This is a genomic window from Eubacterium sp. LMAG:50, assembly GCF_008680265.1.
Taxonomy (GTDB): Bacteria; Bacillota; Clostridia; order Lachnospirales; family Lachnospiraceae; genus Eubacterium_U; species Eubacterium_U album.
This window is the reverse complement of record NZ_NALP01000007.1, coordinates 1,262,631-1,276,918: the sequence shown is the minus strand read 5'-3', so window position 1 is coordinate 1,276,918 and position 14,288 is coordinate 1,262,631. Positions and strand designations below refer to the sequence as shown.

The window sequence follows — 14,288 nt, the reverse complement described above, 5'->3', positions numbered from 1 at the left end:
TCATTTACCTCTATTTTGCTGGAACAATTTCTAACCAATATCCATCAGGGTCTTCAATAAAATAAATTCCCATTTCTTTATTTTCAAAACAAATGCATTCCATTTCTTCATGAAGTTTATGAGCTGCTTCCATATCATCTGTTTCAAATGCAAGATGGAATTCACAATCTCCAAGATTATAATTTCCTTCCCACTCTTTTAACCATGTTAATTCCAATTCAAAATCTGCTTCTTCGTTTGACATATAGACAATTATATATGAGCCGTCTTTTGCTTCTTTTCTGCGTGATTCTTTTAATCCTAAAGCTTTTGAATAAAATTCCATTGATTTATCTAAGTCAACTACATTGTAGTTTTCATGAACCATTTTAAATTTCATCTATTTTACTTCCTCTTTTTTCTTCAAATCTGTAACATATCCACATGTCGCGTCTGCGCATACTAACTTGTTTCCTTTTTCAAGCATATATCCACCGCACTCAGGACATTTTTCTGTAGAAGGTTTCTGCCATGACATAAAATCACATTCAGGATTGTCGATACATCCATAGTATCTTCTTCCCTTCTGTGTTTTCTTAAGAATAATTTCCTTTCCACATTTAGGGCAAGGGATTCCTGTCTTTTCAAGATATGGTTTTGTATTTCTACACTCCGGAAATCCCGGACATGCAAGGAACTTACCGTGCGGTCCGTATTTGATAACCATTCTTCTTCCACATTCTTCGCATATTTCGTCTGATTCTTCATCAGCAATTGTAATCTTTTCTAATTTCTTTTCAGCACTCTTTACGGCAGCATCTAAATCAGGATAGAAGTTTCTTATAACTGTCTTCCATTCTACTTTTCCTTCTTCCACCATATCTAAAAGTGATTCAACATTTGCAGTAAAGTTCAAATCTACAATTGCGCTAAATGCTGTCTTCATTACATTGTTAACCGCTTCTCCAAGTTCTGTTACATAAAGATTCTTCTTTTCCTTTGTAACATATCTTCTTGCAATAATTGTTGTAATTGTTGGAGCATAAGTACTTGGACGTCCAATTCCCTGTTCTTCTAATGCCTTAACAAGTACAGCTTCTGTAAAATGAGCAGGCGGCTGTGTAAAATGTTGATTTTCATTAAATTCAACTAATGACAATTCTGATTCTTTTGTAAGTTTTGCAATTACATTATCCGTTGTTACTTTTTCGCTGTCACTATCTGTATAAACCTGCATAAATCCCTGGAAGTTAAGCTTTGAAGTTGAAGCATTAAAAATGTATTTGTCTGCTGCAACTTTTACTGATGTAGTCTCATATACGGCACTTGCCATTCTACTTGCTACAAATCTCTTCCATATTAACTGATACAATCTGAATAAGTCTCTGCTAAGCTGTTCTTTAACCTCAGCAGGTGTAATATTTACATCTGTAGGTCTTATTGCCTCGTGAGCATCCTGTATCTTTTTATTAGATTTACCTGTATTAACTTCTTTTGTTATATTTTCAGCACCATATGTCTTGTCTATAAATTCTCTAACCTGAGTTTCTGCTGTATCTGAAATTCTTGTAGAATCAGTACGAAGGTAAGTAATCAAACCTATTGTTCCTCTTCCCTTAATATCCACACCTTCATACAACTGCTGTGCAAGTCTCATGGTTTTTTGAGTTGAAAAATTCAAAGTCTTTGAAGCTTCCTGCTGCAATGTACTTGTTATGAACGGAACCGGGCTCTTTCTTGAACGGCTTCCCTTCTTTACATCCTTTACTGTAAATTCAGCATTCTGCAATTCTTTTACAATACCATCAAGCTGTTCTTTTCCGGTAATTTCCATCTTTCCATTTCCATCTCCGTAAAACTCAACTGTTAATGGTTTCCTTTCTCCTTTTACATTTAAAGTTGCATTCATATCCCAATATTCCTTAGGAATAAATGAATTTATTTCTTCTTCTCTGTCGCATAACATACGAAGTGCAACAGACTGTACTCTACCTGCACTTAATCCTCTTTTTATCTTAGCCCATAACAGCGGACTAATCATATATCCTACCATTCTGTCTAAAACTCTTCTTGCCTGCTGTGCGTCAACACGATTCATATCAATATCTCTAGGCTGTTTTAAAGATGCCTTTACTGCCGGCTTTGTAATTTCATTAAATGTTATTCTTGCTGTTTTTTTCATGTCAAGTTTCAATGCTGTTGCCAAATGCCATGAAATTGCCTCTCCTTCACGGTCAGGGTCAGTTGCAAGATATACTTTATCTGCTTTTTTAACCTGTCTTCTTAATTCTGCAAGTTTTCCACCTTTACCTCTGATGGTTATATATTTTGGTTCATAATCGTGTTCGATATCTATTCCGAGCGTACTTTTAGGTAAGTCTCTAATATGACCATTTGAAGCTACTACTTCATAATTAGCTCCTAAAAATTTTTTAATTGTTTTAACTTTCGCCGGTGATTCCACTATAACTAAATACTTCGCCATAATTACCCCTTTATATTTTTATTTATGTCACACTACAACCCTTGCATAATAATTTTCCATTGGTTGTTCTACCATTCCATCTAGTTGTAACTGTAACAATATTTCTGATAAACGTTCATATTCAATGCCGGTTTTCTCTATCAATTCTGAGATGTTAATCGGCTGTAAACCTAACTCAATATACACCAAGGAAAAATCTTTTTCAAGTAAATTTTCTTGAGACGTTATTTTTGAAGCCCTATTTTTTTCTTCTATATGCAATTCTTCAAGTATATCTTTTGCCGATGTTAATACCCCTGCACCAACCTTTAAAAGCCTATTACAACCGCCACTTAAAGCGTCTCCAACTCTCCCCGGAAGTGCGTAAATATCTTTGCCCTGTTCTAATGCCCATTCCACAGTTATTAGCGAACCGCTTTTTTCTTTTGCCTCGATTACTGCTACTATATCCGCCAATCCACTTATTATTCTGTTTCTCTGCGGAAAATGCCAATTAAGAGGTTTGCTTCCCGGTGGATATTCTGAAATTATCCCACCATATTCTATAATATTTTCATAAAGTTCAATATTTTCTATCGGATACACAATATCAACTCCACATCCAACAATTGCAAAAGTTTTTTCTCCTCCTTCAATTGCTCCTAATTGACTGTATGTATCAATTCCTCTTGCCATTCCACTAATTATCTGCACTCCATTTTCACTCAGTTCTTTAGCTATACTTTTCGCCATATTTCTTCCATAATTACTGCACGCTCTTGCCCCAACCATTGCAACTGTTTTTTTATCATTATCAGGTAGACTCCCTTTGTAAAAAAGGAAATATGGCTTATGGTCAAATATCCTTAATTTATCTGGAAATTCGTCGTCTTTAATTGTGACAAATTTTATATTATTCTTCTCTAATTCATCATAAAATCTGTTTTTGTCAAATTCAGTCTTTGCCTTAAGAATTGTCTCAACATCTTTCTTTGTAATATCTGTCATATTTAGTAATTTTTTCTCACTTGAATGATACAATTCTTCTATTCCATTTACACCTTTTAACAGTCTGTTTAACTTCGTATATTGTATATCTTTTACAGTTGAAATCCTTGCAAAATAATCTCTTTCTTCCATATATATAGTATCCCCCTTTTTACTTCATCCAAGCCGGAGTTCTAAATGTCAAAGCCTTTGATATATCGCCCTTTGAAACATTTTTTCTCTCGTCCAAATCTGCTATCGTTCTTGCTACTTTTAATACCTTTCCATACGCCCTCATGCTCAATTTAAATTTATTAAAAATCTGTTCCATAAGTTCTTCTTCAGGCTTATTTAATTTACAAAATTCTTTAATATTTCTGCCATCTAACTGTCCATTGTAAGACACTGTTTCATTCTTATATCTTTCCCTTTGAATTTGTGCTGCTGCAATAACCCTTTCTTTCATCTTTTCTGAAGTTTTTTCACTTTTTTTAATATCCTTATACTCTACTCTGTTTAAATACACACATAAATCAAATCTATCTAATATAGGTCCACTTATTTTTGACAAATACTTATTAACCTCCCTTTGTGTACAGCTACATCTGTTTCTATCAGGATAATATCCACACTTACACGGATTCATTGATGCTATAAGTATCACATCTGCAGGAAATTCATAGCTTCCACTATTTCTTGAAAGCACAATTTTTTTGTCCTCTAATGGTTGCCTTAATGCTTCAATAACATTTCTCGAAAATTCAGGAAATTCGTCTAAATATAATACTCCACCATGAGCAAGGGTAACCTGTCCTACTTTTGGTTTCATTCCGCCGCCCGTCATTCCCGTTACCGTTGTAGTATGATGCGGACTGCAAAATGGTCTTTTATCCACTAGTCTTCCATCTAATTTCCCTGCTATACTATGAATCTTTGATATTTGTATTCTCTCTTCAAATGTCATATCAGGAAGTATTGTAGGAATAGTCCTTGCTATTACAGTTTTTCCGGCGCCCGGTGGTCCAACCATAAGCATATTGTGTCTTCCTGCTGCTGCAATCATCGCTCCTATTTTTCCCTGCTCCTGTCCGCAAATGTCTGCAAAATCATAACTTTCCTCTATTTCTTCCTGAATCTTCTTTTCTTCAAAATTAGCTTTTTGCCTTAATATTTCCTCGCTCAACTCATCAGGATTCATATCTAACACATACACTAATTCTGCAAGATTTTTCACTCCTATTATCTCTATCCCTTCAATGGCTACACACTCTCCATAATTTTCTTCAGGAATGATGCATACTTTAATTTCCTTTGACACTGCCATTAAAACCATAGGTAATATTCCATTAACCTTTATCACATCTCCATTTAAACTTAATTCTCCCGCAATCATAAATTTACTGACATCCTGTTTTACTATATCAAGTGCTTTAAGAATCGACGCAGATATTGGCAAATCAAAATAAGTTCCTGATTTTCTTATATTCGCAGGAGCCAAATTTATCGTTATTCTTCTTGGCGGAATCATAAATCCCGAATTCTTTATTGCGGTTCTTACCCTCTCTCTTGACTCTTTTATTTCTGACGATAAAAGGCCTACCATATCAAATGATGGCAAGCCACTACATACATCTGTTTCAACACAAATCGGTAAAACTTCCGTTCCCGTAATTGCACAACAATTAACTTTACTAACCATATACCCTCCAAACATTCCGTTATTATTTAGGTTATAAGTTATCACATTTTATATGAATAGTCAATTGTCGATTTTATTTTTTCTAATGCTCTCTTTTCAATACGACTTACATAGCTCCTTGAAATGTTTAAATCCATACCAATTATTTTCTGCGTCTCGCTCTCCCTCCCGTTCATTCCATATCGTCGTTCTATTATTTCTCTTTCCCGTTTGGTCAGTTTATTTTCTACAATATCCCTAATCATTTCTACATTTTCCTGTCTTTCCATATTACTTATTACGTCCTCATTATCTGACTCAACAACATCTATAAGACATATTGTATTTCCTTCTTTATCTGTTCCTATTGGTTCATTTAGCGATACGTCCCTGCTTCTTTTTTTCTCATTTCTAAACATCATTAGCATTTCATTTTCAATGCATTTTGCCGCATAGGTTCCTAAACGGTTTCCCTTATTTATATCAAATGAATTTATTGCCTTTATAAGGCCTATTATTCCAATAGAAATTAAATCTTCATTATCTCTCTCACCCGAATATTTTTTTGCCACATGTGCAACAAGGCGTAAATTACTCTCTATTAATATATCCTTCGCCAGCTTATCTCCCTGTGCATATCTTTCCAGATATTTTTTCTCTTCCTTTGGTGTCAAAGGCTCTTTAAATGTCTTCAAAAAAAGGCACCTCGTCACATGCTTTATACATTTTATGCACAAATCACATAACGGGTGCCTGTCACTTCCTATTTATTTTACGCTGTTACAACATCTTTTTTTCTAAGAATATCTCCTAGTTCTAATTCAATTCCTAAATCAATAAATAACTTCTGTTGTGGATGTGGACAACTTTCCATTTCGTTTCCTTCTTCATCCTGAATTGAAATTACTTTAACTTCAATGTCTCTTCCGTCTTTTTTCATAACCTCAATTGTATCTCCAACGCAGAATTTATTTTTCTGTGTTATTGTGTATTTATGTTCCCCAACCTTTTCTCCGACAAGTCCAAGATAAACATAATTTCTTTCATACACATTTTTATCGTATATCTGTGTTGTTTCATCTGGTTTTCCAAAGAAAAATCCGGTTGTATACTGTCTGAATGTACACTGTGAAATCAACTCCCTGTACTTATCAAGGTTTGCATAATACTTGTCAGGGCTTTCTAAATAATCATCAATTGCCATTCTGTATGTTCTTGCAACCGTACCTACATAAAGGGCAGTTTTCATTCTTCCTTCTATTTTAAAACTATCGATTCCGGCATCTATAAGTTCAGGAATATGCTCTATCATGCACAAATCTTTCGAGTTAAAAATATATGTTCCACGTTCATTTTCATAAACAGGCATATACTGTCCTTCTCTTGATTCTTCCATAACGGCATATTTCCATCTGCATGGATGAGTGCATGCGCCTTTATTTGCATCACGCCCTGCCATAAAACTTGATAAAAGACATCTTCCTGAATAAGAAATACACATTGCGCCATGAACAAATGTTTCGATTTCCATGTCATCAGGAATATGTTCTCTTATTTCTTTTATTTCCTTCATTGATAATTCTCTTGCAGTTACAACTCTCTTAGCTCCAAGATTGTACCAGAAATTATATGTTCCATAATTTGTATTATTAGCCTGAGTGCTGATATGAATTTCAGTATCCGGAAGCATTTCTTTGGCAATTGTAAATATTGCAGGGTCAGCGATTATAAGTGCATCCATATTTACTGTTTTTAAATCTTCAAAATAAGCTCTTACAGGCTCTAAATCTGCATTGTGGGCAAGTATATTTGCAGTAACATATACTTTCACATTATGTTCATGTGCAAATTTTACACCTTCCCGCATTTCTTCTAATGAAAAGTTTTTCGCTTTTGCTCTAAGTCCAAATACTTCTCCACCAATATATACGGCATCTGCCCCATATTTTACTGCTGTTTTTAAAACTTCCAGACTGCTTGCCGGAATTAATAATTCTACATTTCTCATATTTATCTCTTCTTTACACTTATTGTTATTCCATCTCCAATTGGAACGATGGATGTTTCTAACTGTTCATTATTTTTTACTTCATACATATATTCCCGCATTCGTTTATGAATTGTTCTGTCTCTTCTTCTTACAACATATTTAGATTCTATCAAATCACCTTCCTGAAGAACATTGTCAGTAATCAGAACTCCTCCTGTTTTCATTAATCTTAAAACATGCGGAAGAAAATTAATATACTGAGCCTTTGCCGCATCCATAAATACAAAGTCAAAGCTATCATCTTTTAGTGTAGGCATAATTTCCAACGCATCTCCTTCTAAAAGAGTAATCACATTTTCTTTTCCTGCTTTTTTTATATTTTCTTTTGCGATAGGAATTCTTTTTTCATAATTTTCTATTGTAGTAATTTTTCCATCTTCATCTAAACATTCACTAATTAAAATGGCTGAGTACCCAACTGCAGTACCCAGCTCTAATATTCTTTTAGGTTTTTTTATTGCCAGAATAACTCTTAAGAAACTTTCCATTTCTTTTCTGATAATCGGCACATTGTCCTTATGAGCCTCTATTTCTATCTGCTCTAAAACCTGACTATTATTTTTTTCCAACGAATGCATATATGATACAATTCTTTCATTTACTATCATATCAACCTCTCTTATTCCGTTGTTGTCTCTTCTTCATCAGTTTTACCTTCACTTTTGATAACTTTTAATATTTCTTCGCCATTATCAGAAGTATTGAAAGTATATGTTCCCGGCTTTACAACCTTTACTTCATATATAAATGACTGAACCCATAATACTTTATCATCATTTATAATTCCGTATTCTTCTAATGTCTTTGCAAAATCTTTTATTGATGTGTTCTTAGTTACTTCAATTGTCATATCCATCCCAGGTGCAGGTGCTGCTCCCTTGTCTGTGAATAACTGTCTGCCAAATACAAAAGCTGCTGCTGCAAAATAGTAAATGACAACAAACATCACCAAATACTTTAATACTTTACTCATAACTCTTGCAAAGCCTTCTGATGTTTTTCGCCTAACCATAAGCTCCTCCCGGATTATTCAACTTCCATGATTATTGGAAGAATCATTGGATTTCTCTTCATCTTCTTCCATAAATATTCACCTAAACTATCTTTTACAACCATTTTAATTTTACCCCAGTCAACTGAGTTTTTACTTAAACAGTTGTCTAATGCTTCTGCCACAACTTCCTTTGCTTCGTCAATAAGATTTTCTGACTCTCTTACATATACGAAACCTCTTGTTACAATATCAGGTCCTGCAAGTAACTGATTTGTATATTTTTGCAAAGTAAGTACCACAATTATAATTCCGTTTTCAGCAAGATTCTGTCTGTCTCTAAGAACGATGTTACCTACATCACCTACTCCAAGACCATCAACTAATACGGAACCTGCAGGGACTTTTCCTGTAATCTTTGCATCATTTTCATCAATACTTAAAACATCCCCTGATTTCATAATAAATACATTTTCTTTAGGAATTCCTAATTTCTGAACTAACTGTCCATGAACCATTAAATGTCTGTATTCACCATGTACAGGTATTGCATATTTAGGTTTTAACAGAGAATATATTAATTTAATTTCTTCCTGACACGCATGCCCTGAAACATGTGTATCCTGGAAAATAACCTCTGCCCCCTTCATATATAATTCATTAATTACTTTACTTACGGCTTTTTCATTTCCAGGGATAGGTGTTGAACTAAACACAATAGTATCTCCCGGTTTAATACTTACTTTTCTATGAAGTGATGCTGCCATTCTTGAAAGGGCTGCCATTGATTCTCCCTGACTTCCTGTTGTAATAAGTACCAACTGGTCATCAGTATAATTTTTCATTTCTTCAATATTAATCAATGTATTATCAGGTATCTTTAAATATTCCAATTCTTTTGCAACTGAAATAATATTAACCATACTTCTTCCTTCTACTACAACTTTTCTGTTGTATTTGTCAGCTGAATTGATAATCTGCTGAACTCTGTCTACATTTGATGCAAATGTAGCAATAATAATTCTTGTCTTAGGATGTTCTGAAAAAATGTGGTCAAATGTTGCACCAACCGTACTTTCTGAAGGTGTAAATCCAGGTCTTAATACGTTTGTACTGTCACACATAACTGCCAATACGCCTTTTTTTCCTAATTCACTAAATCTTGCTAAATCAATTGCATCACCAAATACAGGTGTATAATCTACCTTAAAGTCACCTGTATGAACAATAACACCAACAGGTGTATGAATGGCAAATGCTGCCGCATCAGCTATACTATGGTTTGTCTTAATAAATTCAACTCTGAATTTACCTGCGTTTATGTTCTGACCATATTTAACTACTTTTCTTTTAACTATATCTTTGATCTGATGTTCTTCAAGCTTTCCTTCTATAATTCCCATTGTAAGTTTTGTTGCATACAATGGTGCACTGATTTCTTTTAAAACATATGGTAACGCACCAATATGATCTTCATGTCCATGTGTTATAAAAAATCCTTTTATCTTGTCCTTATTTTCTCTTAAATAAGTAATGTCCGGTATTACTAAATCTATTCCAAGCATATCATCATCCGGAAATGACAATCCGCAATCGACTACTATTATGCCATCTTCATATTCAAAAGCTGTCATATTCATTCCAATCTGCTCTAAACCGCCTAATGGAATTATTTTCAACTTTCCAGTCTCGCTCATTAATATTTCCCTCCTATATTTCTCCGTTCATATTCGTATTATACTAAATCTACATCTTCTAATAGTTCTGAAAAAATCTTTCCGATATATCCTACTTCATCTTCATCTAAAACTACTTCATAAACAGCTTCTTCACTACTATCATCTGATGTGTCCTTAAAAATATATGCTATCTCTTCATCTTCTTTTTCAACAAGAATATATTTTATATTATTTACTTTTGTTTCTAATAAAACTGTGAATTCTTCATTTTCACCCTGCTCATTTTTGAAAATTATCTTTCCATCCATTTGACTATATCTCCTCCTGAAAAATATGTAATGCCCCCGCCCTTCGGTCGGCGGCTATTCGTCGGAAACATTTATAGAAAATGAACTTCGTTCATTTTGTTTCCTCCTATTACTTTTCTATACTAACTTTGGTATCTGCAAAGTACTTAATTAGGCATTTATAATTATTATTTATAATTATAAACATTCCTATCCTTCACGAAATAATACCTTCATTTTTTAATTAATCTAACTATTTATCTGCGTACATTCCATCAAATTAATGATTTTTTCCTGACAGTTAATAAAAATATCTATACATAGTCTGTTATGAAAAGTCATATTCCTACCATATAACTTTTAACGATGCGAATTAAGATAATCCTCTAGAATAATTGTGGCAGCAATCTGGTCAACATATTTGTATCTGTCTTCCCTTTTTATTCCTGCTTCATTCATTATTTCATATGCTTCAACCGTTGTTAATCGTTCGTCCTGAAAAATAATCTCCACTCCGCTTCTACGTGTAAGCATATCTGCAAATTCTTTTGTCTTTTCAACTCTTTCACCTGAACTTCCATCCATATTTACAGGTAATCCTAATACTATTAATTCAACATCATTTTCTTTAATAATTGTCTCTATTCTTGAAAGAGTCTTTCTTAATTTATTAGGTGATTCTCTTCTCACTATTTCCATGCCCTGTGCAGTCATCCCTAACGGATCTGTAATTGCAACTCCTACTGTCTTTGAGCCAAAATCAAGTCCTAATATTCTCATTATAACATTTCTCCTTTAAGCATACAGAATAAGCCCTGCCAAACCGTGGGCTCGCAAGCGCAGTCGCATTTCCGGGCTTTTGCTACAAAAAAGAGTTTCTTCAATGAAACTCCCATTTGTATAGCCGTTGCTTATTTTAATTTGTTGTTGATATAATACTTAACTGTTTCTTCAATTAATTCATCGCGTTCTACTTTCATAATAAGGCTTCTGGCATTATTATGACTTGTAATGTATGTAGGATCTCCGGACATAATATAACCTACAATCTGGTTAACCGGATTGTATCCTTTTTCTGCTAACGCCTGATATACTCTTTCTAAAATTTCTTCAACGCCTAACTTCTGTTCCTGTGGAACTTTGAAGTATTGTGTGTTTCCTAAATTACTCATCTTATCCCGTCCTTTTGCCCTTTTGGCATTTTCCATGTACCTTTATACTAATATAAAACTTATATTGTGGCAAGCATTATTTCCTTGCCCACACCTTTTTTTTCAATATTTTCACAATTTAAACACTCATTTGCGAATCCAATTAATGAAACGTTTTTAACGTCTCCTGATATGTCTTTGTCACTCTTCATTATAACCTTAATATATTCTTTTGTGTGACCTACCCAATAATTTTCTCCTGCTACATTAATTATTTCTTCAAACAATACGCTTACCTTTTTTCCTATAAATTTTCTTCTATATTCCATTGTAAGCTTTTCGCCAACTTTAATCAAATCCTCGCTTCTTTCTGTCTTTACAGGCTCTGGAATCTGATTTTCCATTTTTGCAGCAACAGTACCATCTCGTTTTGAATATTTAAATACATGCAATTCTGAAAATCTTACTTTTTTTACAAATTCTCTTGAGATTTCATAATCTTCCTGCGTTTCACCTGGGAATCCAACGATTACATCCGTTGTAAATGCCGGATTGTCAAAATATTTTCTTAAAAGTTCGCATTTTTCAAAATATTCGTCAGATGTATAATGTCTATTCATTCTTTTTAATGTATTATCACATCCACTCTGCATTGACAAATGAAAATGCGGACATATTTTCTCAACTTTTGCTAATCGTTTTGCAAAATCCTCCGTCACGATATTTGGCTCAAGAGAACCTAATCTTATTCTTTCAACACCTTCAATTCCTGCAATCATTTCAACAACATCTATTAATTTATTTTCATTATTGCCATATGAACTTAAATGAATACCTGTAAGTACGATTTCTTTAAATCCTTTTTGTGCAAGTTCTGTAACTTCCTGTTTTATATTGTCAAATTCCCTACTTCTGATTCTTCCTCTTGCATAAGGAATTATACAATATGAACAGAACTGATTACATCCATCCTGAATTTTTATATAAGCTCTGGTGTGTTCTGTTACGGTTGCCAGCTCTAACTCTTCATATTCATTTGTAGCATTTATATCAATTACATTTTTATTATATTTGTTATCATCAAAATATTTTTGAAGTTCTTCAACTATATCTTTTTTCTTATTATTTCCAATAAGAATGTCAACAGACAAATCTTCTAACAATTTTTCTGTTGCTGTCTGAACATAACATCCTGCTGCAACTACTACTGCATCTTCATTCATTTTCTTAGCTTTATGAAGCATTTGTCTCGATTTTCTATCTGCCATATTTGTAACTGAACATGTATTTATAATATACACATCGGCCTTTTCATTAAATGGTACAATTTCGTAACCGGCATCTTCCAGCTTTTGTGCCATTGCCTCAGTCTCATATGCATTTACTTTACATCCTAAATTATGTAATGCTACTTTTAACATTTTTACAAACTCCAAACAATTTTTTTGATTAAATTTTGTATACTTTTATCATTGCCCTATTATCAGCCTCGTGTTAATATTGACGTATAAAAATATATTTAAGAGAGGTATTTATTATGAAAACAGTTACAATCAGCTTAAATTCAATTGATAAAGTAAAAGCTTTCGTAAATGACATAACAAAATTTGATTCTGATTTTGATTTAGTATCAGGTCGTTATGTAATTGATGCAAAGTCAATTATGGGAATTTTCAGTCTTGATCTTTCTAAACCAATTGACTTAAACATCCATAGCGAAGATGACGTTAACGCTATTTTAGATGTTTTAAAGCCATATCTTGTATAATTGATATTGCTAAAAAAGCAGGCAGGTTTGCCTGCTTTTTTATTACCCTCTTTTTTATTTAATTAGTCTCTTCTTATCTCGATTAATTCTGCAGTTTCAACTGCTTCCTTAAACATTCTGTCAATTTCTTCTTCCAAATGTGTTTCTGATCTTTTAATAATATTAATATTTGGTTTAGTAACCGGATGTTTAGCAACAAATGTTGTACAACAATCCTCATATGGAAGGATAGATGTTTCATATGTTCCAATCTTTAATGAAATATCTACTATTTCCTGCTTATCAAATGCAATTACAGGTCTGAATACCGGCATAGTACATACTTCATTTGTAGCTGCAAGGCTTTGCATTGTCTGACTTGCAACCTGTCCTATACTTTCTCCTGTTATAAGTCCTAATGAGCCTTCTTTATTTGCAAAATACTCTGCAATTCTCATCATGTATCTTCTCATAATGATAGTTAACTCATCATGTGGACATTTGTCATAAATATACATCTGTATATCTGTAAAATTAACTACATATAAATTCATTGGTCCTGTATACTTTGATATGATTTTTGCCAAATCGACAACTTTCTGTTTTGCTCTTTCAGATGTGTATGGTGGTGCATGGAAATATACTGCATCAATATGCACTCCACGTTTTGCAACCATATATCCTGCAACAGGGCTATCAATTCCTCCTGATAATAAAAGCATACCATTTCCGGCTGTTCCAACAGGCATTCCACCCGGTCCCGGAATTATCTTTGAATAAATATTAATTTTATTTCTTATCTCGATATTAATTACAATATCAGGATTATGAACATCCACCTTCATTTCAGGGAATGCATCTAAAATTACGCCTCCCATTTCCATGTTAATTTCCATGGAATCCATTGGATAATTCTTTCTGCTTCTTCTGGCTGCAACCTTAAATGTAAGATTTTTATCTTCATAGTTATGTTCGATATGTTTTATTACATGTTTAGCTAAATCTTCAAATCCATTGTCCTCTATCTGCATCATTGGGCAAATGCCTACAATACCAAACACATATTGTAATGCTTCAATTGCTTCATCCATATCGCAGTCAGATTCTGTAGTAACATAAATTCTTCCTGCTTCTTTTGTTACAATAAACTCTCCATCTACACGTTTCAATGCAATCTTTGCCTGTTTAACAAGGGCATTTTCAAACAAATATCTGTTTTTTCCCTTTATGCCAATCTCGGCATATTTAATCAAAAGTGATTGTGTCATTTTACTC

The 14,288-nt window shown here is 33.4% G+C and carries 15 protein-coding genes; 1 reads left to right on the top strand and 14 read right to left on the bottom strand.

What is annotated here, in order from left to right; genetic code table 11:
• Window positions 1-10: 10 nt before the first annotated feature.
• The 13 genes from CCC31_RS10850 to mtaB all read right to left on the bottom strand — a co-directional run bounded on the left by CCC31_RS10850 (window position 11) and on the right by mtaB (window position 12,687).
• Entirely contained in the window at window positions 11-379 is a 369-nt protein-coding gene (locus tag CCC31_RS10850; RefSeq protein WP_117909907.1) for a VOC family protein, read from the bottom strand.
• Window positions 380-2,464 (bottom strand): type I DNA topoisomerase, encoded by a 2,085-nt coding sequence (gene topA, locus CCC31_RS10845; protein ID WP_290851513.1) that lies wholly within the window; start codon window positions 2,462-2,464, stop codon window positions 380-382. It abuts the gene before it with no gap.
• 27 nt (window positions 2,465-2,491) lie between these two features.
• A complete protein-coding gene (gene dprA, locus CCC31_RS10840; protein WP_290851511.1) occupies window positions 2,492-3,583 on the bottom strand; it encodes a DNA-processing protein DprA in 1,092 nt (363 codons plus the stop codon).
• Window positions 3,584-3,602: 19 nt separating this feature from the next.
• Complete coding sequence (locus CCC31_RS10835) at window positions 3,603-5,129, bottom strand: YifB family Mg chelatase-like AAA ATPase (protein WP_022089221.1); 1,527 nt, start codon at window positions 5,127-5,129, stop codon at window positions 3,603-3,605.
• Window positions 5,130-5,170: 41 nt separating this feature from the next.
• Window positions 5,171-5,803: an RNA polymerase sporulation sigma factor SigK gene (gene sigK, locus CCC31_RS10830; RefSeq protein ID WP_022089222.1), complete on the bottom strand. Its 633-nt coding sequence runs from the start codon at window positions 5,801-5,803 to the stop codon at window positions 5,171-5,173.
• A gap of 77 nt (window positions 5,804-5,880) precedes the next feature.
• The gene (locus tag CCC31_RS10825) at window positions 5,881-7,116 is read right to left on the bottom strand and encodes a U32 family peptidase (RefSeq protein ID WP_022089223.1); all 1,236 of its coding nucleotides are present in this window, start codon (window positions 7,114-7,116) and stop codon (window positions 5,881-5,883) included.
• 2 nt (window positions 7,117-7,118) lie between these two features.
• Window positions 7,119-7,766: an O-methyltransferase gene (locus tag CCC31_RS10820; RefSeq protein ID WP_022089224.1), complete on the bottom strand. Its 648-nt coding sequence runs from the start codon at window positions 7,764-7,766 to the stop codon at window positions 7,119-7,121.
• A gap of 11 nt (window positions 7,767-7,777) precedes the next feature.
• Complete coding sequence (locus CCC31_RS10815) at window positions 7,778-8,170, bottom strand: hypothetical protein (RefSeq protein ID WP_022089225.1); 393 nt, start codon at window positions 8,168-8,170, stop codon at window positions 7,778-7,780.
• A 14-nt stretch (window positions 8,171-8,184) separates the two neighbouring features.
• A complete protein-coding gene (locus tag CCC31_RS10810; RefSeq protein ID WP_022089226.1) occupies window positions 8,185-9,846 on the bottom strand; it encodes a ribonuclease J in 1,662 nt (553 codons plus the stop codon).
• Between the two features lie 38 nt (window positions 9,847-9,884).
• Window positions 9,885-10,136, bottom strand: coding sequence for a DUF1292 domain-containing protein (locus CCC31_RS10805; RefSeq protein ID WP_022089227.1), 252 nt, complete (start codon window positions 10,134-10,136; stop codon window positions 9,885-9,887).
• Between the two features lie 339 nt (window positions 10,137-10,475).
• Complete coding sequence (gene ruvX / locus CCC31_RS10800) at window positions 10,476-10,895, bottom strand: Holliday junction resolvase RuvX (protein WP_022089228.1); 420 nt, start codon at window positions 10,893-10,895, stop codon at window positions 10,476-10,478.
• Between the two features lie 131 nt (window positions 10,896-11,026).
• Window positions 11,027-11,287, bottom strand: coding sequence for an IreB family regulatory phosphoprotein (locus tag CCC31_RS10795; RefSeq protein ID WP_022089229.1), 261 nt, complete (start codon window positions 11,285-11,287; stop codon window positions 11,027-11,029).
• Between the two features lie 59 nt (window positions 11,288-11,346).
• On the bottom strand, window positions 11,347-12,687 hold the full coding sequence (mtaB, locus tag CCC31_RS10790) for a tRNA (N(6)-L-threonylcarbamoyladenosine(37)-C(2))-methylthiotransferase MtaB (RefSeq protein WP_290851503.1): 1,341 nt from the start codon (window positions 12,685-12,687) through the stop codon (window positions 11,347-11,349).
• 116 nt (window positions 12,688-12,803) lie between these two features.
• Here mtaB and CCC31_RS10785 point away from each other — a divergent pair, with 116 nt between their 5' ends.
• Complete coding sequence (locus tag CCC31_RS10785) at window positions 12,804-13,034, top strand: HPr family phosphocarrier protein (RefSeq protein ID WP_022089231.1); 231 nt, start codon at window positions 12,804-12,806, stop codon at window positions 13,032-13,034.
• Window positions 13,035-13,096: 62 nt separating this feature from the next.
• Here the strand turns inward: CCC31_RS10785 and thiI are convergent, their stop codons facing one another.
• Window positions 13,097-14,281, bottom strand: coding sequence for a tRNA uracil 4-sulfurtransferase ThiI (gene thiI, locus CCC31_RS10780; RefSeq protein ID WP_290851501.1), 1,185 nt, complete (start codon window positions 14,279-14,281; stop codon window positions 13,097-13,099).
• Window positions 14,282-14,288: the final 7 nt, after the last annotated feature.

What these genes read in the sequence shown, in the direction of transcription:
- CCC31_RS10820 (WP_022089224.1), bottom strand. Translation starts at nt 7,766, where the DNA reads ATGATAGTAAATGAAAGAATTGTATCATATATGCATTCGTTGGAAAAA.
- dprA (WP_290851511.1), bottom strand. Translation starts at nt 3,583, where the DNA reads ATGGAAGAAAGAGATTATTTTGCAAGGATTTCAACTGTAAAAGATATA.
- ruvX (WP_022089228.1), bottom strand. Translation starts at nt 10,895, where the DNA reads ATGAGAATATTAGGACTTGATTTTGGCTCAAAGACAGTAGGAGTTGCA.
- CCC31_RS10815 (WP_022089225.1), bottom strand. Translation starts at nt 8,170, where the DNA reads ATGGTTAGGCGAAAAACATCAGAAGGCTTTGCAAGAGTTATGAGTAAA.
- CCC31_RS10835 (WP_022089221.1), bottom strand. Translation starts at nt 5,129, where the DNA reads ATGGTTAGTAAAGTTAATTGTTGTGCAATTACGGGAACGGAAGTTTTA.
- CCC31_RS10825 (WP_022089223.1), bottom strand. Translation starts at nt 7,116, where the DNA reads ATGAGAAATGTAGAATTATTAATTCCGGCAAGCAGTCTGGAAGTTTTA.
- topA (WP_290851513.1), bottom strand. Translation starts at nt 2,464, where the DNA reads ATGGCGAAGTATTTAGTTATAGTGGAATCACCGGCGAAAGTTAAAACA.
- CCC31_RS10810 (WP_022089226.1), bottom strand. Translation starts at nt 9,846, where the DNA reads ATGAGCGAGACTGGAAAGTTGAAAATAATTCCATTAGGCGGTTTAGAG.
- mtaB (WP_290851503.1), bottom strand. Translation starts at nt 12,687, where the DNA reads ATGTTAAAAGTAGCATTACATAATTTAGGATGTAAAGTAAATGCATAT.
- CCC31_RS10785 (WP_022089231.1), top strand. Translation starts at nt 12,804, where the DNA reads ATGAAAACAGTTACAATCAGCTTAAATTCAATTGATAAAGTAAAAGCT.
- thiI (WP_290851501.1), bottom strand. Translation starts at nt 14,281, where the DNA reads ATGACACAATCACTTTTGATTAAATATGCCGAGATTGGCATAAAGGGA.
- CCC31_RS10805 (WP_022089227.1), bottom strand. Translation starts at nt 10,136, where the DNA reads ATGGATGGAAAGATAATTTTCAAAAATGAGCAGGGTGAAAATGAAGAA.
- CCC31_RS10850 (WP_117909907.1), bottom strand. Translation starts at nt 379, where the DNA reads ATGAAATTTAAAATGGTTCATGAAAACTACAATGTAGTTGACTTAGAT.
- CCC31_RS10795 (WP_022089229.1), bottom strand. Translation starts at nt 11,287, where the DNA reads ATGAGTAATTTAGGAAACACACAATACTTCAAAGTTCCACAGGAACAG.